Source organism: Streptomyces lucensis JCM 4490, from assembly GCF_014650035.1.
GTDB lineage: Bacteria > Actinomycetota > Actinomycetes > Streptomycetales > Streptomycetaceae > Streptomyces > Streptomyces lucensis.
On record NZ_BMUE01000016.1, the window covers coordinates 140,167 to 161,563 of the forward strand.

Annotated in this window: 21 protein-coding genes and 1 pseudogene; 14 read left to right on the forward strand and 8 right to left on the reverse strand. The window is 71.5% G+C overall.

The window, feature by feature from the left end:
• The first annotated feature begins 11 nt into the window (after positions 1 to 11).
• The 3 genes from fabG (at position 12) to IE177_RS29065 (ending at position 2,010) form a co-directional block, all read left to right on the forward strand.
• A complete protein-coding gene (gene fabG, locus IE177_RS29055; RefSeq protein WP_190018440.1) occupies positions 12 to 731 on the forward strand; it encodes a 3-oxoacyl-[acyl-carrier-protein] reductase in 720 nt (239 codons plus the stop codon).
• A gap of 5 nt (positions 732 to 736) precedes the next feature.
• The gene (fabI, locus tag IE177_RS29060) at positions 737 to 1,504 is read left to right on the forward strand and encodes an enoyl-ACP reductase FabI (RefSeq protein WP_190018441.1); all 768 of its coding nucleotides are present in this window, start codon (positions 737 to 739) and stop codon (positions 1,502 to 1,504) included.
• Between the two features lie 155 nt (positions 1,505 to 1,659).
• Positions 1,660 to 2,010, forward strand: coding sequence for a hypothetical protein (locus IE177_RS29065; RefSeq protein WP_190018442.1), 351 nt, complete (start codon positions 1,660 to 1,662; stop codon positions 2,008 to 2,010).
• On the opposite strand, the gene IE177_RS29070 is transcribed toward IE177_RS29065, so the two are convergent.
• Complete coding sequence (locus tag IE177_RS29070) at positions 1,988 to 2,680, reverse strand: FadR/GntR family transcriptional regulator (RefSeq protein WP_190018443.1); 693 nt, start codon at positions 2,678 to 2,680, stop codon at positions 1,988 to 1,990. The two genes, IE177_RS29065 and IE177_RS29070, sit on opposite strands and share 23 nt — an antisense overlap.
• Before the next feature lie 123 nt (positions 2,681 to 2,803).
• Here IE177_RS29070 and IE177_RS29075 point away from each other — a divergent pair, with 123 nt between their 5' ends.
• The 4 genes from IE177_RS29075 to IE177_RS29085 all read left to right on the forward strand — a co-directional run bounded on the left by IE177_RS29075 (position 2,804) and on the right by IE177_RS29085 (position 5,270).
• Positions 2,804 to 4,108 carry a CynX/NimT family MFS transporter gene (locus tag IE177_RS29075; RefSeq protein WP_190018464.1) on the forward strand — a complete coding sequence of 435 codons (1,305 nt, stop codon included), beginning with the start codon at positions 2,804 to 2,806 and terminating at the stop codon, positions 4,106 to 4,108.
• Positions 4,109 to 4,178: 70 nt separating this feature from the next.
• Entirely contained in the window at positions 4,179 to 4,298 is a 120-nt protein-coding gene (locus tag IE177_RS35510; RefSeq protein WP_268253188.1) for an SGM_5486 family transporter-associated protein, read from the forward strand.
• A gap of 170 nt (positions 4,299 to 4,468) precedes the next feature.
• The gene (locus tag IE177_RS29080; protein ID WP_190018444.1) at positions 4,469 to 4,675 is read left to right on the forward strand and encodes a hypothetical protein; all 207 of its coding nucleotides are present in this window, start codon (positions 4,469 to 4,471) and stop codon (positions 4,673 to 4,675) included.
• 76 nt (positions 4,676 to 4,751) lie between these two features.
• A complete protein-coding gene (locus IE177_RS29085; RefSeq protein WP_190018445.1) occupies positions 4,752 to 5,270 on the forward strand; it encodes a SixA phosphatase family protein in 519 nt (172 codons plus the stop codon).
• A 216-nt stretch (positions 5,271 to 5,486) separates the two neighbouring features.
• On the opposite strand, the gene serB is transcribed toward IE177_RS29085, so the two are convergent.
• Both serB and IE177_RS29095 read right to left on the reverse strand, forming a co-directional pair.
• Positions 5,487 to 6,695 (reverse strand): phosphoserine phosphatase SerB, encoded by a 1,209-nt coding sequence (gene serB / locus IE177_RS29090; protein WP_190018446.1) that lies wholly within the window; start codon positions 6,693 to 6,695, stop codon positions 5,487 to 5,489.
• 238 nt (positions 6,696 to 6,933) lie between these two features.
• The gene (locus IE177_RS29095) at positions 6,934 to 8,724 is read right to left on the reverse strand and encodes a streptophobe family protein (protein WP_190018447.1); all 1,791 of its coding nucleotides are present in this window, start codon (positions 8,722 to 8,724) and stop codon (positions 6,934 to 6,936) included.
• Between the two features lie 242 nt (positions 8,725 to 8,966).
• Between IE177_RS29095 and IE177_RS29100 the strand changes: the two genes are divergently transcribed.
• Entirely contained in the window at positions 8,967 to 11,558 is a 2,592-nt protein-coding gene (locus IE177_RS29100; protein ID WP_190018448.1) for an FHA domain-containing protein, read from the forward strand.
• Between the two features lie 79 nt (positions 11,559 to 11,637).
• On the opposite strand, the gene IE177_RS29105 is transcribed toward IE177_RS29100, so the two are convergent.
• The gene (locus IE177_RS29105; RefSeq protein WP_190018449.1) at positions 11,638 to 12,384 is read right to left on the reverse strand and encodes a transglycosylase SLT domain-containing protein; all 747 of its coding nucleotides are present in this window, start codon (positions 12,382 to 12,384) and stop codon (positions 11,638 to 11,640) included.
• A gap of 508 nt (positions 12,385 to 12,892) precedes the next feature.
• Between IE177_RS29105 and IE177_RS29110 the strand changes: the two genes are divergently transcribed.
• Together IE177_RS29110 and IE177_RS29115 are read left to right on the forward strand one after the other, a co-directional pair.
• A complete protein-coding gene (locus tag IE177_RS29110) occupies positions 12,893 to 14,038 on the forward strand; it encodes a GAF domain-containing sensor histidine kinase (RefSeq protein WP_190018450.1) in 1,146 nt (381 codons plus the stop codon).
• A complete protein-coding gene (locus IE177_RS29115) occupies positions 14,031 to 14,672 on the forward strand; it encodes a response regulator (RefSeq protein WP_190018451.1) in 642 nt (213 codons plus the stop codon). The genes IE177_RS29110 and IE177_RS29115 overlap by 8 nt, the downstream gene beginning before the upstream one ends.
• A gap of 45 nt (positions 14,673 to 14,717) precedes the next feature.
• Here IE177_RS29115 and IE177_RS29120 read toward each other — a convergent pair whose 3' ends face one another.
• Complete coding sequence (locus IE177_RS29120; RefSeq protein WP_190018452.1) at positions 14,718 to 15,506, reverse strand: Rv1486c family protein; 789 nt, start codon at positions 15,504 to 15,506, stop codon at positions 14,718 to 14,720.
• 150 nt (positions 15,507 to 15,656) lie between these two features.
• On the opposite strand from IE177_RS29120, the pseudogene IE177_RS29125 reads away from it, so the two are divergent.
• From IE177_RS29125 to IE177_RS29135, 3 genes and pseudogenes are all read left to right on the forward strand, one after another.
• Positions 15,657 to 16,187 (forward strand): annotated as a pseudogene (locus tag IE177_RS29125) (ABC transporter ATP-binding protein); the annotation flags it as partial.
• 336 nt (positions 16,188 to 16,523) lie between these two features.
• Positions 16,524 to 16,955 carry an NfeD family protein gene (locus IE177_RS29130; protein ID WP_190018454.1) on the forward strand — a complete coding sequence of 144 codons (432 nt, stop codon included), beginning with the start codon at positions 16,524 to 16,526 and terminating at the stop codon, positions 16,953 to 16,955.
• A 111-nt stretch (positions 16,956 to 17,066) separates the two neighbouring features.
• On the forward strand, positions 17,067 to 18,023 hold the full coding sequence (locus tag IE177_RS29135) for an SPFH domain-containing protein (RefSeq protein ID WP_190018455.1): 957 nt from the start codon (positions 17,067 to 17,069) through the stop codon (positions 18,021 to 18,023).
• A gap of 11 nt (positions 18,024 to 18,034) precedes the next feature.
• Here IE177_RS29135 and IE177_RS29140 read toward each other — a convergent pair whose 3' ends face one another.
• From IE177_RS29140 to IE177_RS29150, 3 genes are all read right to left on the reverse strand, one after another.
• Entirely contained in the window at positions 18,035 to 18,541 is a 507-nt protein-coding gene (locus IE177_RS29140; protein WP_190018456.1) for an HNH endonuclease, read from the reverse strand.
• Between the two features lie 170 nt (positions 18,542 to 18,711).
• A complete protein-coding gene (locus IE177_RS29145) occupies positions 18,712 to 19,251 on the reverse strand; it encodes a YbhB/YbcL family Raf kinase inhibitor-like protein (RefSeq protein ID WP_190018457.1) in 540 nt (179 codons plus the stop codon).
• A 44-nt stretch (positions 19,252 to 19,295) separates the two neighbouring features.
• The gene (locus tag IE177_RS29150; protein WP_190018458.1) at positions 19,296 to 20,078 is read right to left on the reverse strand and encodes a sporulation protein; all 783 of its coding nucleotides are present in this window, start codon (positions 20,076 to 20,078) and stop codon (positions 19,296 to 19,298) included.
• Positions 20,079 to 20,179: 101 nt separating this feature from the next.
• Here IE177_RS29150 and IE177_RS29155 point away from each other — a divergent pair, with 101 nt between their 5' ends.
• Positions 20,180 to 20,830, forward strand: coding sequence for a DNA-3-methyladenine glycosylase (locus IE177_RS29155; RefSeq protein ID WP_190018459.1), 651 nt, complete (start codon positions 20,180 to 20,182; stop codon positions 20,828 to 20,830).
• Positions 20,831 to 21,397: the final 567 nt, after the last annotated feature.

Consider the following 21,397-nt stretch of genomic DNA (forward strand, 5'->3'; position numbering starts at 1 on the left):
GGGGTGATCCGTTGAGCCGCTCGGTTCTCGTCACCGGAGGCAACCGGGGCATCGGCCTCGCCATCGCCCGCGCATTCGCCGAGGCCGGCGACAAGGTCGCGATCACGTACCGCTCGGGTGAGCCGCCGGCCGCCCTCGCGGAACTGGGCTGCCTGGCCGTCAGGTGCGACATCACCGACCCCGAGCAGGTGGAGCAGGCCTACAAGGAGATCGAGGACCAGCACGGTCCGGTCGAGGTCCTGATCGCCAACGCCGGCGTCACCAAGGACCAGCTCCTGATGCGCATGTCCGAGGAGGACTTCACCTCGGTCATAGACACCAACCTCACCGGCACCTTCCGCGTCGTCAAGCGCGCCAACCGCGGCATGCTGCGCGCCAAGAAGGGCCGCGTCGTCCTGATCTCGTCCGTGGTCGGCCTGCTCGGCTCTGCGGGCCAGGCGAACTACGCCGCCTCCAAGGCCGCCCTGGTCGGCTTCGCGCGCTCGCTCGCCCGTGAGCTGGGCTCGCGCAACCTCACCTTCAACGTCGTCGCGCCCGGCTTCGTCGACACCGACATGACCAAGGCGCTCACCGACGAGCAGCGCAAGAACATCGTCTCGCAGGTGCCTCTCGGCCGTTACGCGCAGCCGGAGGAGATCGCCGCGACGGTGCGGTTCCTCGCCTCGGACGACGCCTCGTACATCACTGGAGCCGTCATCCCCGTTGACGGCGGACTGGGAATGGGTCACTGATCACCATGAGCGGAATTCTCGAGGGCAAGCGCATCCTGATCACGGGTGTGCTGATGGAGTCCTCCATCGCCTTCCACGTCGCCAAGCTCGCCCAGGAGCAGGGCGCCGAGATCATCCTGACCGCGTTCCCGCGGCCCACGCTGACCGAGCGCATCGCCAGGAAGCTGCCCAAGCCCGCCAAGGTCATCGAGCTGGACGTGACGAACGAGGAGCACCTCGCCCGTCTGGCCGACGTCGTCGGCGAGGAGCTGGGCGGGCTCGACGGCATCGTCCACTCCATCGGCTTCGCCCCGCAGGACGCGCTCGGCGGCAACTTCCTCAACACGCCGTTCGAGTCGGTCGCCACCGCCATGCACGTCTCCGCGTTCTCCCTGAAGGCGCTGACCATGGCCTGCCTGCCGCTGATGCAGAACGGCGGCTCGGTCGTCGGCCTCACCTTCGACGCGCAGTACGCCTGGCCGCAGTACGACTGGATGGGCCCGGCCAAGGCCGCCCTGGAGGCCACCAGCCGCTACATGGCGCGCGACCTGGGCAAGCAGAACATCCGCTGCAACCTCATCTCGGCGGGCCCGATCGGCTCCATGGCCGCCAAGTCCATCCCGGGCTTCAGCGAGCTGGCCTCCGTGTGGGACACCCGCGCCCCGCTGGAGTGGGACCTGAAGGACCCGGAGCCGGCCGGCCGCGGCGTCGTCGCCCTGCTGAGCGACTGGTTCCCGAAGACCACGGGCGAGATCATCCACGTCGACGGTGGTCTGCACGCCATCGGCGCGTGACCTCCGCCTGACACCGGCGCCCCGTTTCCGCGGCACGCGGAGGCGGGGCGTCACCCGTTCGGCTCACCGGCCGGGCCGCCGCGCCCCCGGCGGCGCACCCTGGAGACGCGTTCACCCCGCGCGTCCCTCCGCAGCCCGGCCGAGGAGGTCCCCTTGTGCGCCTGTCCCGCAGCCTGGCCCCGGTGACCGTGGCCGTGATCCTCGTGCTCTGCCTGCCGTACGACGCGATGTCGCACGTACGCGCGGACGACGGGAAGCCGCCGGCACCGGATCCGTTCGGCGCCGAGTGCCGGACGGACGTGAGCGGCTCCCACGTGGTGGCCTACTGCCACAACCCCTATGTCGACACCGATCGCCTGCGCCTGCACATCGAGTGCGCCCGCTGGTGGGACATCGACACCGACAGCGCCCCGGTGGACGCCGGGCCCGCCATGACCGTGCGGCTGAGCGGCCGGTGCTGGACGGACGTCGGCTCGGCCTGGGTCAGCCACCAGAAGAAGCGCTGAACCGGTCCGGACGGCACAGGAACGGATAGCTCGCGGCCTCCGCCGCTGCCGCCTCGGCGTCCCCGGCGCGGATCGCGTCCACCAGCCGCGTGTGGTCCATGTGCGCCTGGGGCGTCAGCCGGGCGCCGACGTCCGCGCGCAGCCAGTCGCGCAGCACCTCGCCCAGGTCGGCGTACATCGCCGTCATGACGTCGTTGTGGGAGGCGGCCACGACGGCCAGGTGGAAGGTCGCGTCCGCCGCCACGAAGGTCTCGGCCTCGCCCGACTCCCAGGCCGCCTCGCGCCGCGCCAGCAGCGCGTCCAGCTGCCTGAGGTCCTTCTCCGTGCGCCGCTCGGCTGCCAGCTTCGCCGCGGCCGACTCCAGCGTGGAGCGCAGCTCGGCGATGTGCCGGGGATCGGCGCCCGCGAAGCGGCGGTGCATCACCCCGGCCAGCTCGCTCGTCGCCACGACGTACGTGCCCGAGCCCTGGCGGATGTCCAGCAGGCCGTTGTGCGCGAGCGCCCGGACGGCCTCACGAACGGTGTTGCGGGCCACCCCCAGCTGCTCGACCAGCTCCGGCTCGGTCGGGATGCGCGAGCCCACCGGCCACTCGCCGGAGGTGATCTGGTTGCGCAGCTCGGCGATGACCTGCTCGGAGAGCGCCGAACGGCGCGGGTGGCTCAGGGGCATGGCACACCTTCGCACGAGGAGTCCGGGCGGGAACGCCCCGAACATGGACAACCAATCATCCCATGATTCTATGATGGTGGTATGGCTAGTGAGGAAACGCGGACAGCGGAGACCCGTACGGCGATGTCACCGAGCGAACGGGCCGCGGCGGCCGCGGGAAGCGCACACCGGACGCCATCCGGCGCGCCCCGCACGCGCGCGTGGGCGACCCGGCTGATGGTCGCCGGCATCGTGCTGTCCGCCCTGAACCTCCGCCCGGCCATCACCAGCCTCGGCGCGCTCCTCGAGGAGGTCCGCGACGGGCTCGGCATGAGCGGCGGCGTGGCCGGCCTGCTCACCTCGGTGCCTCCGCTGTGCTTCGCCGTCTTCGGCGTGACCGCTCCCCGTCTGGCCCGCAGGTTCGGCCCGGCCGCGGTGGTGTGCGCCGGCATGGCCGCCATCACCGCGGGCCTGCTGATACGCCCGTACGCGGGCGGCACGGCCGGATTCCTGGCCGCGAGCGCGCTCGCGCTGATGGGCATCGCCGTCAGCAACGTCCTGATGCCGGTCATCGTCAAGCGCTGGTTCCCCGACCGGGTCGGCTCCATGACCGGCCTGTACTCGATGGCCCTCGCCCTCGGCACCTCCCTCGCCGCGGCGGCCACCGTCCCGCTGACCGACGCCATGGGCGGCGACTGGCGGTCCGGGCTCACCGTGTGGGCGGCCGTCGCCGCGGTCGCCGTGCTGCCGTGGCTGCCGCTCGTGCGCGACCGCGGCACCGCACCCCCGCGGCAGGGGGAGCGGGCCCACGCACGGGAGGGGGAGCAGGCGCGGGAGGGACAGGCGGCACAGCAGGCACCGCTGCGGATCACCCGGAGCCGCACCGCCTGGGCGCTCGCCGTCTTCTTCGGCCTCCAGGCCACCGCCGCCTACATCACCATGGGCTGGATGCCGCAGATCTTCCGGGACGCCGGAGTCCCGGCGGGCACCGCGGGCGTGCTGCTCGCCGTCACCATGGTGATGGGCGTGCCGCTGGCCTTCGTCATCCCCCGGGTCGCCACGCGGCTGCCCCACCAGGGGCCGATCGCGCTGGTCCTGGGGGCCTGCGGTCTGGCCGGGTACGCCGGCCTGTTCTTCGCGCCGGCCGGCGGCGCCTGGCTCTGGGCGCTGCTGCTGGGCGTCTCGAACTGTGCCTTCCCGCTGGCGCTGACCATGGTCGGCATGCGGGCCCGCAGCGGTCCGGGCGTGGCCCAGCTGTCCGCGTTCGCGCAGAGCACCGGCTACCTGATCTCCATCCCCGGCCCGCTGCTGGTCGGCGTGCTCTACCAGCACAGCGGCGGCTGGGGCCTGCCGATCGCCCTCATGGCGGGCCTGATGCTGCCGCAGATGGCGGTGGGCTTCCTGGCCGGCCGCGACCGCACGGTGGAGGAGGAGGCCGGGGCGCGCTGAGGGCCGCCCGCGGCGCGCTGGGCGCCGACCCCGGCGGAGCCCTCCGGGCGAGGGGTGCGAGACTGGGCGCATGCAGCCTGTGCTCGACCCGAACCCGAAGGACGGCCAGAAGAAGATGCTCCTCGTCTTCGGCTCGTTCCTCGCCATCCTCGTGATCATCGCCATCGTCGCGACCATCGCGTCCCCGTGACGGCCGCCCCGGCGGTGGATGGTGGGGCTGGCCCCACCATCCCTTAGGGGGTCAGGGTCAGGGTCAACTGGGTGGACTTCCGGATGGGTTGGCGGCCCCCGAGTCCGTAGCTTCGAGATGTGACCGCGCACGGCGGTCACGGACCCGCTCGAAGACCACCGGAGGCGATCATGTCGGCCCGCACCCCCTCCCGGCCCCACCCGGCGACCACGGGCGGCGTGGACATCCGGCTGCCCTGGTGGGCCCTCGCCCTTCCCGCGCTCGCCTTCGTGGCGCTGCTCGCGCTGATACTGAATCCCTCGGAGGCCCACGCGGCGAGCGGCGACCCGGCCGTCACCCACCTCCTGGAGCGCGCCCAGCAGCTCCTCGGGCGCTGACGCGGCCCCCTCGTCCGGTGAATCCGCATGTCAACTGCCTGCGCCACATGGCCTGTTTCATGCGAAGCTGGGACTCATGAGCGCCGCTGAACCCCGCAGGATCGTCCTCTTCCGGCATGCGAAAGCCGACTGGCCCCAGGTGTCCGACCACGAGCGCCCGCTCTCCGAGCGAGGCCGCACGGACGCCGCGGTCGCCGGACGCAAGCTGGCCGATACCGGTATCTCCTTCGACCTGGCCCTGTGCTCCACCGCGACCCGGACCCGCGAGACCTGGAAGCTCGCCGTCCATGAACTGGCGCACCGGCCGAAGACCGTCTACGAGGAGCGGATCTACGAGGCCTCACCCGGCGAGCTGATCGTCGTGCTCAACGAGCTCCCGGACGAGGTGCGCAACGTCATCATGATCGGCCACAACCCGGGCGTGCACGGTCTCGCCGAGATCCTGTCCGGATCGGCCGAGGGCGACGCCCGCGAGCGGATGCACCGCCGCGATTTCCCCGCCGCCGGCTTCGCGCTGCTCACCTGCGACGAGCCCTGGAAGAGCCTGGAGCCGGGCGTGGCCACGCTCACGGACTACTGGGCACCGTCCGACTGACCCCCGAGTGACGCGGTGCGCCGCCGCATGACGTCGTACGCCGAAGGGCCCGGCACCCCCCCCGTGCGGCGCCGGACCCGTCAGCATGCCCCGGACGGACGAACGGAGGGGCGGACGGACGAACGGAGGGGCGGACGGACGAACGGAGGGGCGGACGGACGACCGTTCCGCCCCGACCAGGCGTTTCCGTGTGCGGCTCAGCCTTCGTCGTGCGGCTCAGCCCTCGTCGTGCGTGTCGGCCGCCTCGACCTCTTCGCGGGTGACGCCGAGGAGGTAGAGGACCGTGTCGAGGAAGGGGAAGTTGACCGCCGTGTGCGCCGCCTCGCGGACCACCGGCTTGGCGTTGAAGGCGACACCGAGACCGGCCGCGTTCAGCATGTCCAGGTCGTTGGCGCCGTCGCCGATCGCCACCGTCTGCGACAGCGGTACTCCGGCCTCCGCGGCGAACCGGCGCAGCAGCCGCGCCTTGCCCGCCCGGTCCACGATCTCGCCGGTGACCCGGCCGGTCAGCCTGCCGTCGACGATCTCCAGCGTGTTGGCCTGCGCGAAGTCGAGCCCCAGCCGCTCCTTGAGATCGTCCGTGACCTGGGTGAAACCACCCGAGACGACACCGACCTGGTAGCCGAGGCGCTTCAGGGTGCGGATCAGGGTGCGGGCGCCCGGCGTCAGCCGCACCTCGCTGCGCACCTTCTCCACCACCGAGGCGTCCAGTCCCTCCAGCAGCGCCACGCGCGCGTGCAGTGACTGCTCGAAGTCCAGCTCCCCGCGCATCGCCGCCGCCGTCACCTCGGCGACCTTGTCCTCGCAGCCGGCGTGCGCCGCGAACAGCTCGATGACCTCGTCCTGGATGAGGGTGGAGTCCACGTCCATGACCACCAGCCGCTGGGCGCGCCGGTGCAGGCCCGCCGCGACGACAGCTATGTCGACACCCAGTGCCGCGGCGTCGGAGGCGAGAGCCGTGCGCAGCGGCTCGGTCTCCACACCGGACACGGCGAACTCCACGGCCGTCACCGGGTACTTGGCGAGCCGGAAGATACGGTCGATGTTGCCGCCCGCCTTGGCGATCCGGGTGGCGATGGCCGCGGTCGACTCGGCGGTGAGGGGATGGCCGAGCACGGTCACCAGGGAGCGCCCGACACCACGCGGGCGGTTGTCGCCGTGGCCCGAGATTATCTCCGCCTGCATCTTCATCGACTCGGCCCAGCTGTGCACGGTCGCCCTCAGGTCGCCCTCCACGCCGGCCGGTGGCTGCGTCACCAGGGCGCACAGCACCAGGCGGCCCCGGGTGACGACCTGCTCGATGTCGACGACGTCGAGGGAGAAGGCGGCCAGGGTGTCGAAGAGGCCGGCCGTGATGCCCGGCCTGTCCTTGCCGAAGATCTTGACGAGGAGAGTGGGGACCTCGGAGGTCTGCGAAGCGCTCATGGTGTCACCACCGTATCCGGCACCCAGTGCCTCCCGCCCCCGAGGTCCGCCTGGCGGACACGGAATCGATCGGTGCCGGGCCGGTTTCCGACGATGTTGCCGCCGGGAGACGACACGTCCACCACGTGCCCGGTCCCGGCTCCACCACGACTGTCCCACGGCGGGCCCCGTCGAGCAGGTCCGGGAGGTCCTCCGGGTGGCCCGGAGGGAGCATCGGCGAGAGGGGGCCGCCTGCGCCTCAGCCGCCGCGCTCCGGCCGCTCCGGCCGCTCCGGCCGCTCCGGCCGCTCCGGCCGCTCCGGCGGGGGCGGCGGGGGCGGCGGCGGGGGCCACCGTGGACCGTCCGGCCCGGACGGCCGGTCGCCCGGCCGGGCGGCGGGCCTGCTCCGCGGCGGCCGGTCGACGGGGCCGAGCGGCCGGGCGACGGTCGGGGCGCCGTAGAGGTCGTCCCCGGTGGCGGGCGGCGCGTCCCGCGGTTGAGCCGGCATCCTCAGATAGGGATTCGTGTCCGGGTTCGGCGGCCGGTACGGCCGTCCCGGCGCGTACGGCCCGGCCGGCTCATCCCCACGGCCTTCCGCCTCCCCCATGCCGGGCGCCGCGCCGGTCGCACCCGCCGCCTGGGCCCCCGCCGCACTCGCCGCGCCCGCCGCCCTCGCCGCCCGGGCCCCCGCCGTCCCGGTCGCCAGGGCCAGCAGGGCTCCGGCCGCTCCCGCCCCCGCACCCCACAGGGCGCCCAGAAGCAGGGCCGTGCCCGGCCGGCCGTGCAGGAAGACGCCCGCGCCGAACGCGTCGAAGCCGAGGACCGACAGGGAGGCGTCCACGGACACGTCGGTCAGCCGGGCGAGCAGGGGAAGTGCGAGCGCGGTGGTGATCCCCAGGCTCAGGGCGCACCGGCCGGCCAGGCCGAGGGCGCCGCCGGCAGGCCGGGCCGGCGGTGTTCGTACCGCCGTCAGCACCCCGGTCAGCAGCATCGCCAGCGCGGCCGCCACGGCCAGCAGCCACACCCGTCCGTCCAGCTCGGCCAGCCGGCCCACCGTCACGGGCCGGCCGGACCGGGCGGCGAGGAACCGGTCCAGCGGATGGGGGAGCAGTCCGCCGAGGACGCCGGTGGCCCGGCCCTCGAAGGGGACGAACAGGCCGAGCGGGAGGCCCAGCCAGACCCCGTTGGGAGCGCCGAGGAGCGCCGCGCCTGCGATCCGCCGCGGATGGTCGTCGCCGGTCGCCGCGTACGCCGCCGCCGCGAGCCCCGCCAGCACGGCCAGCAGCAGCACGGTGACGAGCGCGGAGACCGCCGGCCGGACCACCCGGTGCAGGACGCCCCAGCCGGGCGGCAGGGGGGCGCGGCGGGAGGCGAGCAGGGCGATCAGCAGGACTCCGGCGCACCAGCCGAGACCGCCGACGAGCGTGGCCGGGGTGTCCACGGTGAAGCCGACCGCCGCCCTGGCGTGGATCAGGTCGCCGATCCGGTCCGGCAGCAGTCCGCCCACGTCCCCGAGGCCGGGGATGCGCGGTCCGCCGCCTCTCTTGCCGCCGCCCGGCAGTTCGTCCAGGCCGAGCGCGTCGCCGTCGAGGGTGATGACGTCGTGGCCGGCCCAGGAGAGACCGCCCAGCATCGCCACGAAGAGCAGGATCACCGTGCCGCAGCGCGCGAGGAGTTCGGAGGGAGCGACGGCAACTCCTGCCGTGCGCAACGACCGCAGGAAGAACCACGACAGCAGCAGCGCACCGACCAGGCTCACCCCGAGTGGCGTGATCTCGATGGCGGTGTGGGCCTCGGCGCCTTTCAGTCCGAAAGCGGACACATCGCCCGACGGCGTGACCGAACCACCCGCCCCGAGCACCACAACCGCCGCCGTCATGGGGCCGAGTGACCCCGCCGCGTCCGCCCGCAGCAGGTGCAGCCCGAGCGCGGCGGCGCCCGCCATCCCGGCCAACGCCCAGCTCACCGAGGCGATCGCGGACATCACGATGTCCGTCCAGGGCAGCCGTGTCCCGCGCCGCGCCCTTCCGGTGCCCGTGGCAGTGCTCATGGCGAACCCCCCCGATCCGCGGCACGGCGTCACAGCCGCGCTTGTCCCCCTCGCGGGGGATTACCACTCTCCGGCCCGGTTTCAACCGCGTCAACGGGGCGAGTTGAAGCGTGTACCGGCGCGCTTGGCAAGGCCCGGGTTTCGGTCAGGGGGCCGAGCCTGAAATAGTTCCCCACGATGTTCGACATCCCTAGACTCCCTCTGATGGGGGTAACTCGGGGGACAACTCAGTGGGGCATGGAGTGCCGGAACTCGTACTGGAAACAAACGGACGGACCTGGACGCTCGACCCGTCCAGGCCCTACACCCTCGGCCGCGATCCGCAGGGTGACATAGTCTTCGACGACGCCAGGGTCTCCTGGCGACACGCCACGGTCAGTCACAACGGCCGCAGTTGGGTCGTCGAGGACCACGGCAGCACCAACGGCACGTTCGTGCAGGGCCGGCGGATCCAGCACATGGAGATCGGCCCCGGCTCGTCGCTGCACCTCGGCAACGCGACCGACGGGCCGCGGCTGAACCTGTCGGCGGCCGCCGCCCCGGTGGGCGGCCCCGCCGGGCAGCCGCAGTCGGCGGCGCCGTACGCGGCCCAGAACGCCGGCACGCCCGGCTGGGCCCAGCAGGCCGCACCACAGCAGGCCTCGCCGCCGCAGTCGGTGCCGCACCAGGCGCCCGCGCACCAGCAGGCCCCGCAGGCCGGCTGGCAGCAGCCGCAGCAGGCGTCCGGGTTCCCGCAGCAGGCGGGTCCCGCCGAGCAGTACGCGCAGAAGACACCCGGCGGCGCGGCGGGGGCGCCGCCGGTCTACGGCGACCGCAGCCCGACCACGTTCCACCAGTTCGCGGCCGGCCGCGTGATGCGCATCGGCCGTGCCCTGGAGAACGAGCTGGTCGTCTCCGACCTGCAGGTCTCGCGGAACCACGCCGAGTTCCACTCGACGCCCGACGGCCGCTTCGAGATCCGCGACCTGGGCTCGCACAACGGCACCTACGTCAACGGCCAGCCGATCGCCAAGGGCGGCACGGCGCTGCTCGGCCCGAACGACATCGTCGGCGTCGGCCACTCCACCTTCCGCATCGTCGGCGACCGCCTCGAGGAGTTCGTCGACACCGGTGAGGTCTCCTTCTCCGCCCGCCATCTCACCGTCACGGTCGACGGCGGCAAGCAGATCCTGCGGGACGTCTCCTTCGGCGTCCCGGAGAAGTCGCTGATCGCCGTCATCGGCCCGTCCGGCTCCGGCAAGTCCACCCTGCTCAAGGCGCTCACCGGCTACCGGCCCGCCAACCAGGGCGAGGTGCTGTACGACAACCGGAACCTGTACAAGCAGTTCGCCGAGCTGCGCCAGCGCATCGGCCTGGTCCCGCAGGACGACATCCTGCACAAGGAGCTGAGCGTCAAGAAGGCCCTGAAGTACGCGGCCAAGCTGCGCTTCCCGGCGGACACCACCGCGCAGGAGCGCGACGCCCGCATCGACGAGGTGCTGCGCGAGCTGAAGCTGGACATCCACAAGGACAAGAAGGTCACGTCCCTCTCCGGCGGCCAGCGCAAGCGTGTCTCGGTGGCGCTGGAGCTGCTGACCAAGCCGTCGCTGATCTTCCTGGACGAGCCGACCTCGGGCCTCGACCCGGGCATGGACCGCGACGTCATGCAGCTGCTGCGCGGCCTCGCCGACGACGGCCGCACGGTTCTCGTGGTCACCCACTCGGTGGCCGAGCTGGCACTGTGCGACAAGCTGCTGGTGATGGCCCCGGGTGGTGCGGTCGCCTACTTCGGCCCGCCGGAGGAGGCGCTGAACTTCTTCGGCTACGACAGCTGGGCCGACGTCTTCTCCGCCTTCGAGAACTACCGCGACTACGACTGGGCGGGCCGCTGGAAGGGCTCGCAGCACTACCAGATGTACGCCGCGGACATCGACGCGGTCGCCCCGCAGTCCGTGCACATGCCCCCGCCGCAGGCCATCAAGCCGCCGAAACCGCAGAGCTGGGGCTCCCAGCTGATGACGCTGATCCGGCGCTACGTGGCGGTCATCGTGTCCGACAAGGGCTTCCTGGCGCTGACGGTGGTCCTGCCGGCGGTCATCGGCGCGGTCAGCCTGCTGATCGACCACGACCGCGGTCTGCTGGTGAACCCCCCCAACTCCAAGACGGGCCTGCCCGTCCCCAACGGCACCGCCACCACCGTCCTGCTGATCCTCGCCGTCGGGGCGTGCTTCTCGGGGGCCGCGAACTCCGTGCGCGAGCTGATCAAGGAACGGGTCATCTACGAGCGGGAGCGGGCGACGGGGCTGTCCCGGTCGGCGTACCTGATGTCCAAGGTGGTCGTGCTCGGCGCCGTCACGGTGCTGCAGGGCCTGATGGTCGGCCTGATCGGCTTCTCCAGCCGTGAGATCCCCGGCGAGGGGCTGATCCTGGGCGGCTCGACGCTGCTGGAGCTGTGCCTGCCGATCATGGCGCTGGGCTTCGCCTCGATGATGGTCGGCCTGGTGATCTCCTCGCTGGTGAAGACCGCGGAGAAGACCATGCCGCTGCTGGTGATGTTCGCGATCATCCAGGTCGTCTTCACCGGCTGCCTCTTCACGCTGCACGGCACGCTCGGCGTCAACGAGTTCTCGTACCTGATGCCGTCGCGCTGGGCGGTGGCCGCGGCCGGCACCACGCTGGACTTCAACAAGATCGCCCCGAACACGGACGACCCGACCAGCACCGACCCGCTGTGGGACCACGCGGCCTCGGCCTGGACCCTGGACATGTTCGTGCTCATCGTGCTCGGTGTGGCCTGCGGCTTCTTCGTGGCCCGCTTCCTGCGCCGCCACGAGCCGGAGGTCATGCGGAAGTAACCGCGCTCCTGCGACGCGCGAAGGGCGGCACCCCTCGGGGTGCCGCCCTTCCGCGCTACGTGAGAGGTCCGCGCCGACCTCAGTACGCGCTGTTGACGTTGTCGATCGAGCCGTAACGGTCGGCGGCGTAGTTGGCGGCGGCGGTGATGTTGGCGACCGGGTCGTAGATGTTCCACGACGTGCCGGCGACGTGGTACGCCTTGAAGGTCGGCGGGATGACCTGCAGCAGGCCCTTCGACGGGATGCCGTTGATGGCGTTGATGTCCCAGTCGTTGATGGCCGTCGGGTTGCCGGAGGACTCGCGCATGATGTTCTTGTGCAGGCCGTGGTAGCTGCCCGGGATGCCCTTGGACTTCATGATGTCCAGGGCCTGGCGGATCCAGCCGTCGAGGTTGTTCGTGTACGTCTTCGCGGCGACCGGCTGCATCTGCGGGCGCTGCGCCGAGCGGCTCGCGGCCGCCTTGGCGGCGCGCTCCTGCGCGGCCTTCTTCACGGCGGCGGCCTGGACGGCCTTCTTGGCGGCGGCGGCCTCGGTGGCCTTCTTCGCCACGGCCGCGTCGGCGGCCTTCTTCTGGGCCGCGAGGGTGTCGAGCTTGACGGTGTCGGTGGCGAGCTGGCCGGTGACGGTGCCCTTGACGTTCTGCAGGGCGGTGCCGGCGGCGACCTGGGCGGTCGTGGCCGGGGCGCCCGTGGTGACGGTCTCGGCGCTGCCCGGAACGGCCGAGAGGGCGATGGCGGCGGTACCCAGAGCGGCGACACCGGTGATGGCGATCTTGTGCTGCTTGGTCAGGGCACGACTAGCTCGGTTGAGGATGTTCTTGGGCATGGCTGTTGGACCTCTTCTGTAGCGCGGAGGTCGCTCCTGCGTCCGCCGGGGGAATCGGTTCCTCCCACACGAACGCCGCGGGCCGGAAACCCACGGCGCTGAGCGACGGAAGCAATTCTTAGCTGGCGCAAAATGCCCAGGCAAAGGTGTGACGTACGATCCCCGGTAGTGGATCAGGGAGGGGCAAATCGGGACAGACGGGGGCGTCCGCCCCGTTCATCTGGGTGGCTTTATCTCCTATGCCCTTTCGTACGTGATGTGGGCCCTATGCGCGGCCTCACATCGGACATGTCCGGAATTCACCTTGAGTCGATGAAGCGATGCTTTGGGTGAGGGTGTCGGCCGGGTCGTCCCACCCGGCACCACCCCTGTCCCCGCGCGCGGGGACCCTCCGGTCCCGCACGCGCGCGGCCGGAGTGCCCGACCGCCGGACCTAGGCCCCAAGGACCGCCCCCGGCCGCCCACCGGACCGATCCGGGCCATGACAGACCGCCGGTACCGTGAGGTCATGAGTCAAGGCCCTCGGTCCGGCCTCGCCGCGGTCAGCTCCGCGCTGCTGGCCATGAGCAGGCACCTGGAGGTGCGCGACGTCCTCAAGACGATCGTCGCCTCCGCCCGCGAGCTGCTCGACGCCCGGTACGCCGCCCTCGGCGTCCCCGACGACCACGGCGGCTTCGCCCAGTTCGTGGTGGACGGCGTCAGCGACGCCCAGTGGAAGGCGATCGGCCCGCTGCCGCGCCAGCACGGCATCCTCGCCGCGATGCTGCACGACGCCCGCCCCGAGCGCCTCGCCGACGTGCGCGAGGACCCCCGCTTCGAGGGCTGGCCGTCCGCCCACCCCGAGATGTCCGACTTCCTGGGCCTGCCGGTCAAGGACGGCGACGAGGTCATCGGCGCGCTGTTCCTGGCCAACAAGAACCGCGAGAACCCCGGGGCGGGCTGCGGCTTCACCGAGGAGGACGAGGAACTGCTCGCCATCCTCGCCCAGCACGCCGCCATCGCCCTCACCAACGCCCGCCTCTACGAACGCAGCCGCGAGCTGACCATCGCCGAGGAGCGCTCCCGCCTCGCCCACGAGCTGCACGACGCGGTCAGCCAGAAGCTCTTCTCCCTGCGCCTGACCGCCCAGGCGGCGGCGGCCCTCGTCGACCGCGACCCCGCGCGGGCCAAGGACGAGCTGCACCAGGTCGCCGTCCTCGCCGCCGAGGCGGCCGACGAACTGCGCGCCGCCGTCGTGGAGCTGCGCCCGGCAGCCCTCGACGAGGACGGCCTGATCGCCACCCTGCGCACCCACACCCAGGTCCTCGACCGCGCCCACGCCGCGCGCGTGACCTTCACCGGCAGCGGATTCCGCGCCCTGCCCGCCGCCCAGGAGGAGGCGCTGCTGCGGGTCGCCCAGGAAGCCCTGCACAACGCCCTCCGCCACTCCGGCGGCGCACACGTCGACGTGAGCGTGGAGCGGCGCGGCGGCGGAGCCGTCCTGCGCGTCACCGACGACGGCTGCGGCTTCGACCCCAAGGCGGTCCGCCACGCCGGCCGCCACCTCGGCCTGGTCTCCATGCGGGACCGCGCGAGCGGCGTCGGCGGCACGCTGACCGTGTACTCGGCGCCCGGCGAGGGCACCACGATCGAGATGGAGGTTCCCGGTGGGTGAGACGATCAAGGTGCTGCTGGTCGACGACCACCAGGTCGTCCGCCGGGGCCTGCGTACGTTCCTGGAGGTGCAGGACGACATCGAGGTCGTCGGCGAGGCCGCCGACGGCGCCGGGGGAGTCGCCCGGGCCGAGGAGCTGCGCCCCGACGTCGTCCTGATGGACGTCACGATGCCGGGCATGGGCGGCATCGACGCCCTGCGCCGGCTCCGCGAGCTCGGCAACCCCGCGCGCGTGCTGATCGTCACCAGCTTCACCGAGCAGCGCACGGTCGTCCCCGCCCTGCGCGCGGGCGCCGCCGGATACCTCTACAAGGACGTGGACCCCGACGCCCTCGCCGGCGCCATCCGCTCCGTGCACGCCGGGCACGTGCTGCTCCAGGCGGAGGTCGCCGGCGCCCTGCTCTCCCAGGAGGAGGCCGGCCCGGGCCAGGGCAGGGGCGGCTCGCTCACCGAACGCGAACGCGAGGTGCTGGGCCTGATCGCGGACGGCCGCTCCAACCGCGAGATCGCCCGCGCCCTCGTCCTGTCCGAGAAGACCGTCAAGACGCACGTCTCCAACATCCTGATGAAGCTCGACCTGGCGGACCGTACCCAGGCGGCGCTGTGGGCCGTGCGGCACGGCGTCACGGACTGAGATCCGTGCCCTGCGCGGGCGGGCCGCCGGCGAGGAGGAGACCGGTCAGCGCACCCCCCGCTCCCGCTCCTCCACGACGGCGTTGTACGACGCCACCTGCGCCCGCCGGGCCGTCCGCTCCACCGGCCGCAGCGCCTCCGCCCGCGCGGCCATCTCGGCGGAGCTGACCGCACCCCCGTGCCCGCGGCCGTACGCCAGCGACACCAGCAGCCCGACCCGCTGCGCGAGCTCCAGCACCCGCACCGCACGCGGCGGATACCCCGGCGCCAGCACCTCGCGCCCCCGCTCCGCCCGCGCCCGGTACGCGTCGATCGCGGCCTCCGCCACCGGCCCCGAACCGGCGACGTCCAGCTTCGAGAGCACACCGGTCGCCTCCCGCAGCGCCTCCGCCAGCTCCCGCTCCGCCTCGCCCAGCGAGGGCACGTCGGCCGGCGGCGCCTCCCGCACCGGCAGCACGTGCCAGACCACCTCGGCGTGCACGTCGCCCGCGGGCCCGGCCTCGTACACCTCCGGCACCAGCCCGAACGCGGCGCCGTGACAGACCACCGCCTCCTCCGCCTCCAGCGCCCGCGCGTTGAACTCCGGCGGGCCGCTCAGCCCCAGCGGATGCCCCGGCGCCGGCAGCGCCACCCGCAGCCCGCTCACCCCCAGCCTGCGCAGCCGGCCCAGCGCGAGCGTGAGCCCGACCGGAGCGGACTCGCCGGGCAGCCCCGCCACCCGGTGCACCGCGTCCTCGCCCACGATGGCGAGCGCGGCGTCATCCGGAGAGGCAAGTCCGGCCAAAAGGGCGTTTCCCCAAGCGGCGAGGCGTCCTGAACGCGGTTCCGAGAGCATGCCCCCACCCTAAGGACCGGACCGATGGAATGGAGCGGGGCACTCGTGGCGTAGATTTCATGAGGGCTGCGCCCACCGGCGCGGCGGACCGAGCCACAGGCGTACGCGACAGCCGAGACCGGCCACACTGCAAGGGGAGACAACGCGCTCATGAGCGATGTTCTGGAGCTTCAGGACGTATCCGTGGTCCGCGAGGGCCGGGCTCTGGTGGACCAGGTCTCCTGGTCGGTGAAGGAGGGCGAGCGCTGGGTCATCCTCGGCCCCAACGGCGCCGGCAAGACCACTCTCCTCAACGTCGCCTCGACCTACCTCTTCCCCAGCAGCGGCACCGCGGCGGTCCTCGGCGAGCCCCTCGGCAGGCCCGGCACCGACGTCTTCGAGCTGCGCCCCCGCATCGGCATGGCCGGTATCGCCCTGGCCGAGAAGCTCCCCAAGCGCCAGACGGTCCTGCAGACGGTCCTCACCGCCGCCTACGGCATGACCGCCGGCTGGCAGGAGGAGTACGAGGACGTCGACGAGCAGCGCGCCCGCGCCTTCCTCGACCGCCTCGGCATGAGCGAGTACCTCGACCGGAAGTTCGGCACCCTCTCCGAGGGCGAGCGCAAGCGGACCCTGATCGCCCGCGCCCTGATGACCGACCCCGAGCTGCTCCTCCTCGACGAACCCGCCGCCGGCCTCGACCTCGGTGGCCGCGAGGACCTCGTCCGCCGCCTCGGCCGGCTCGCCCGCGACCCCATCGCACCCTCGATGATCATGGTCACGCACCACGTCGAGGAGATCGCCCCCGGCTTCACCCACGTCCTCATGATCCGTCAGGGCAAGGTCCTCGCCGCGGGCCCCGTCGAGCTGGAACTGACCTCCCGCAACCTCTCCCTCTGCTTCGGCCTGCCGCTCGTCGTCGAGCAGGTCGGCGAGCGCTGGACCGCCCAGGGCCTTCCCCTGTCCTGACCCGGCCGGGCCCGGCACGCCCCCCTACGCGCCCTGTCCGCCGCCCGACCGCGGTCCTACCATGACCATGTGAACGACATCGACGCGTGGGTGTGGTGGCTCGTCGGCGCGGCGGCGCTCGGAATCCCCCTAGTGGTCACCGCCATGCCGGAGTTCGGCATGTTCGCGGTGGGAGCCGTCGCGGCCGCGGTGGTCGCCGGCCTCGGCTTCGGCATCGTCATCCAGGTGCTCACCTTCGTCACCGTCTCCGTCGCCCTCATCGCCGTCGTCCGGCCCATCGCCGCCCGACACGGCGACCAGCGTCCCCGACTCGCCACCGGCGTCGACGCGTTGAAGGGCAAGCAGGCCGTCGTCCTCGAACGCGTCGACGGCTCCGGCGGCCGCATCAAACTCGCCGGGGAGATCTGGTCGGCCCGCGCCCTCGACACCGGCCGCGCCTACGAAGTGGGCCAGGAGGTGGACGTCGTGGACATCGAAGGGGCCACCGCGATCGTCATCTGAGGCATCCGGCTTACGAGTTGGGCGACGGTCTGACAGACTCGACCAGCAAGATCTTCAATATCCGCGAGATCTGCCGAAGGCGCCGAGGCGGAGAGGGGTACGGGGAACACGATGGATGCGATCATCATCGTCCTGATCGTTCTGGTGGTGCTGGTCTTCATCGCCCTGATCAAGACCATCCAGGTCATCCCACAGGCCAGCGCCGCCATCGTGGAGCGCTTCGGCCGCTACACGCGGACGCTGAACGCGGGCCTGAACATCGTGGTGCCGTTCATCGACACCATCCGCAACCGCATCGACCTGCGCGAACAGGTCGTGCCGTTCCCGCCCCAGCCGGTGATCACCCAGGACAACCTGGTCGTGAACATCGACACCGTCATCTACTACCAGGTGACCGACGCCCGGGCCGCCACCTACGAGGTCGCGAGCTACATCCAGGCCATCGAGCAGCTCACCGTCACCACGCTGCGCAACATCATCGGCGGCATGGACCTGGAGCGCACCCTGACGTCCCGCGAGGAGATCAACGCCGCACTGCGCGGAGTCCTCGACGAGGCCACCGGCAAGTGGGGCATCCGCGTCAACCGCGTGGAACTGAAGGCCATCGAGCCGCCCACCTCCATCCAGGACTCGATGGAGAAGCAGATGCGCGCCGACCGTGACAAGCGCGCCGCGATCCTCACCGCGGAAGGCACCCGCCAGGCGGCCATCCTCACCGCCGAGGGCGAGAAGCAGTCCCAGATCCTGCGCGCCGAGGGTGAGGCCAAGGCCGCCGCCCTGCGCGCCGAGGGCGAGGCCCAGGCCGTCCGTACGGTCTTCGAGGCCATCCACGCCGGCGACCCGGACCAGAAGCTCCTGTCCTACCAGTACCTGCAGATGCTCCCGAAGATCGCCGAGGGCGACGCCAACAAGCTCTGGATCGTCCCCAGCGAGATCGGCGACGCCCTCAAGGGACTCTCCGGCGCGATGGGCAACTTCGGCCCTCTGGGAGGCGGTTCGGGCGGCAACGGGTCATCGGGCAACGGCGGAGCCGGCACTCAGCGCCGCGAGAAGCCGCCGATCGACTGAGGCGCGGACGCCTACGCCGCTTCCCGAGCGAGCCACTCGGGAAGCGCGGCGAAGTCCTCGTGCCCCAAGGCCAGCAGCATGGCATCGGCGGGAGTCGGCTCGAACGGCTCCCGCAGGAGGGCCATCCCCGCCTCCTCCGGAGTCCGGTTCGCCTTGCGGTGATTGTCCTCCGCACAGGCGGCCACCGTGTTCAGCCACGTGTCCTGCCCGCCCTGCGACCGCGGCAGCACGTGGTCCACGGTCGTCGCCCTGCGCCCGCAGTACGCGCACCGGTGCCGGTCCCGGACCAGGACCCCGCGCCTCGACCACGGGGCTTGTCTTCGGAACGGCACCCGTACGTATCTGCACAGCCTGATCACCCGGGGCGCGGGAATGTCCACATCGGCACCGCGCATGCGCAGTTCGGGGTGGGACTGCTCGACCACGGCCTTGTCCTGCAGAACCAGCACGACAGCCCGGTTCAACGTCACCGTCGACAGCGGCTCGAAGCTCGCGTTCAGTACCAGCGTGTCACGCATCCAGCCCACCTCCCGTGTGCACCTGCCCACCCCCCGGCGGGCTCGGATCAACTCTGTACGGGCGCGCCGAGATGGACAACGCAATAAAAAAGGTGCCCGCCCCTGATCACTTCCAAGACCAGAGGCGGGCAAACGTTCAGTGAACGCCCGGCTGAACGAGTCTGCCTCGATCAGCCCTTCGCGGGGTTCTCGTACTCCCCGACGAGCTGGGCACGCGCGATCGCGTGGAACCGCAGGTTGAAGCCGACGACGGCCGGAGAGGCGTCCGAGTCCGGACCGAGTTTCTCCTGGTCCACCGCGTACACCGTGAAGACGTACCGGTGCGGGCCGTCCCCGGGCGGCGGCGCGGCACCGCCGAAGTCCTTCGTCCCGTAGTCGTTCCGCGCGTGCACGGCGCCCTCGGGCAGCCCCTCGAACTTGCCGCCGCCCGCACCCGCGGGCAGCTCCGTCACCGACGCCGGGATGTCGAACAGGACCCAGTGCCAGAACCCGCTGCCGGTGGGCGCGTCGGGGTCGTAACAGGTCACGGCGAAGCTCTTGGTCTCCGGCGGGAAGCCCTCCCACCGCAGCTGCGGCGAGGTGTCGCCCTCCGCCTGGACCTGTGCGCTCCCCAGCGTCGCGCCCTCCTCGACGTCCGCGCTCGTCACCGTGAACGACGGCACGGGCGGATGGAAGTCGTGGGGGAGCGGCCGCCGCTTGAGCTCGGTCACCTCGGTACCTCCCGATCGATGATCTGCAACCAGTGGTTCCGAGCCTAGAACCAGTTGCGCTTGCTGCCGACCTCGGACAGCCACTGGTTGAGGTAAGCCGCCCAGTCGGTCCCCTGCCAGTCGCTCAGACCCACCTGGAAGGACCGGTAGGTGTCAGAGCCCTCGCTGAAGAGGCCCGGCTTCTTGTCCATCTCCAGGACGACGTCCATGGCGTGCTCGTCGGCCACGAAGCTCAGCTCGACCTGGTTCAGACCCCGGTACTGCGACGGCGGGTAGAACTCGATCTCCTGGTAGAACGGCAGCCGCTGCCGCGTGCCCCGGATGTGGCCGCGCTCCATGTCCGCGTTCTTGAAGCGGAAGCCCAGCTGGATGAAGGCGTCCAGGATGGCCTTCTGGGCCGGCAGCGGATGCACGTTGATCGGGTCCAGGTCGCCCGAGTCGACGGCCCGCGCGATCTCCAGCTCCGTGGTCACACCGATGTGCATCCCGCGCAGGGCCTGCCCGTCGATCATCGTGACCGGCGTCTCCCAGGGGATCTCCAGACCGAACGGAACCGCGTGCACGGCGCCCGCCTGCAGCTCGAACGCGCCACCGAGCCGCACCTTGGTGAACTCGATGTCCTGCTTGTACTCCTGGTCGCCGCTCTCCACCTCGACCTTGGCCTGCAGGCCCACGGACAGGCCCTCGATGTTCTGGTTCACGGACCCGCCCTGGATCCTCACCTCGCCCTGGACGACACCACCGGGCACGACGTTGACCTCGGTCAGCACCGTCTCGACCGAGGCCCCACCGGCCCCGAGGCTCGCGAGCAGCTTCTTGAACGCCATTGACTCTCCCTTTACGAATGGACCGTCGCCCCCACAAACGCGATCCGTCCCCGGCCGGTTCCGGCCGGGACGGTGACCCGTCTGGGCTACCCTCGGAGTGCATGATCGCGCCCCCGGACCGTACGCCACTGCCCCGGACCTTCTTCGACCGGCCGGTCGTGCAGGTCGCCCCCGACCTCCTCGGCCGCATTCTGGTCCGGACGACCCCCGACGGCCCGATCGCCCTCCGCCTGACGGAGGTCGAGGCGTACGACGGCCCGAACGATCCGGGGTCCCACGCCTACCGCGGCCGCACGGCCCGCAACGCGGTCATGTTCGGACCGCCCGGACACGTGTACGTCTACTTCACCTACGGCATGTGGCATTGCATGAACCTCGTCTGCGGCCCCGAGGGCAGGGCGAGCGGCGTCCTGCTCCGCGCCGGCGAGATCGTCGAGGGCCTCGAGCCCGCCCGGAAACGTCGACTTTCGGCCCGCGATGACAAGGAACTGGCCAAGGGGCCGGCCCGTCTCGCCACGGCCCTCGGCGTCGACCGGTCCTTCGACGGCGCCGACGCGTGCGGCGCCGGCGAGACCCCGCTGCGGATGCTGACCGGCACGCCCGTCCCCTCCGACCAGGTACGCAGCGGGCCGCGGACCGGAGTCGCCGGCGAGGGCGGCAACGGGGATCTCCATCCCTGGCGCTTCTGGGTGGCCGGCGACCCGACGGTGAGCCCCTACCGTGCCCACGTGCCGAGGCGCCGCCGGAGTTGACGCGCCCCCGGATGGTGCGTAGTGTATTCCGAGCCGCTGAACCGGGTACGGCAATCGCCTGCAGCCGGAGCGGCCAAACCACTACCTAGTCAGAGCCCCTCGGCGGGGTCGTTTCAGGCGCGCTCGCGCGCCCGAATTCGAACTCGCGAGACTCGATTATGAGTCGCCGGAGAAATCGGCTAGCGTAGTGAATGTCGAAAGGCGCCGCGGCGAAAGCCCAAAGCCCTGAGACAAAATCCCGCCGACCGGGAATCGGACGCCGAAAGGATCTGATAGAGTCGGAACCGCCGGAAAGGGAAACGCGAAAGCCGGGAACCTGGAAAGCATCGAGGAAATCGGATCGAGAAAAGGTCTGATAGAGTCGGAAACGCAAGACCGAAGGGAAGCGCCCGGAGGAAAGCCCGAGAGGGTGAGTACAAAGGAAGCGACCGTTCCTTGAGAACTCAACAGCGTGCCAAAAATCAACGCCAGATTAGTTGATACCCCGTCTCCGGTCATCACGATCGGGGCGAGGTTCCTTTGAAAAACACAGCGAGGACGCTGTGTGCGAGGGGATTATTCCTCCTC

Excerpts from the sequence above, each read along its gene's own strand:
- fabI (WP_190018441.1), top strand. The coding sequence starts at position 737 with ATGAGCGGAATTCTCGAGGGCAAGCGCATCCTGATCACGGGTGTGCTG.
- IE177_RS29070 (WP_190018443.1), bottom strand. The coding sequence starts at position 2,680 with ATGCCCCTGAGCCACCCGCGCCGTTCGGCGCTCTCCGAGCAGGTCATC.
- IE177_RS29075 (WP_190018464.1), top strand. The coding sequence starts at position 2,804 with ATGTCACCGAGCGAACGGGCCGCGGCGGCCGCGGGAAGCGCACACCGG.
- IE177_RS35510 (WP_268253188.1), top strand. The coding sequence starts at position 4,179 with ATGCAGCCTGTGCTCGACCCGAACCCGAAGGACGGCCAGAAGAAGATG.
- IE177_RS29080 (WP_190018444.1), top strand. The coding sequence starts at position 4,469 with ATGTCGGCCCGCACCCCCTCCCGGCCCCACCCGGCGACCACGGGCGGC.
- IE177_RS29085 (WP_190018445.1), top strand. The coding sequence starts at position 4,752 with ATGAGCGCCGCTGAACCCCGCAGGATCGTCCTCTTCCGGCATGCGAAA.
- serB (WP_190018446.1), bottom strand. The coding sequence starts at position 6,695 with ATGAGCGCTTCGCAGACCTCCGAGGTCCCCACTCTCCTCGTCAAGATC.
- IE177_RS29095 (WP_190018447.1), bottom strand. The coding sequence starts at position 8,724 with ATGAGCACTGCCACGGGCACCGGAAGGGCGCGGCGCGGGACACGGCTG.
- IE177_RS29105 (WP_190018449.1), bottom strand. The coding sequence starts at position 12,384 with ATGCCCAAGAACATCCTCAACCGAGCTAGTCGTGCCCTGACCAAGCAG.
- IE177_RS29110 (WP_190018450.1), top strand. The coding sequence starts at position 12,893 with ATGAGTCAAGGCCCTCGGTCCGGCCTCGCCGCGGTCAGCTCCGCGCTG.
- IE177_RS29120 (WP_190018452.1), bottom strand. The coding sequence starts at position 15,506 with ATGCTCTCGGAACCGCGTTCAGGACGCCTCGCCGCTTGGGGAAACGCC.
- IE177_RS29135 (WP_190018455.1), top strand. The coding sequence starts at position 17,067 with ATGGATGCGATCATCATCGTCCTGATCGTTCTGGTGGTGCTGGTCTTC.
- IE177_RS29140 (WP_190018456.1), bottom strand. The coding sequence starts at position 18,541 with ATGCGTGACACGCTGGTACTGAACGCGAGCTTCGAGCCGCTGTCGACG.
- IE177_RS29150 (WP_190018458.1), bottom strand. The coding sequence starts at position 20,078 with ATGGCGTTCAAGAAGCTGCTCGCGAGCCTCGGGGCCGGTGGGGCCTCG.
- IE177_RS29155 (WP_190018459.1), top strand. The coding sequence starts at position 20,180 with ATGATCGCGCCCCCGGACCGTACGCCACTGCCCCGGACCTTCTTCGAC.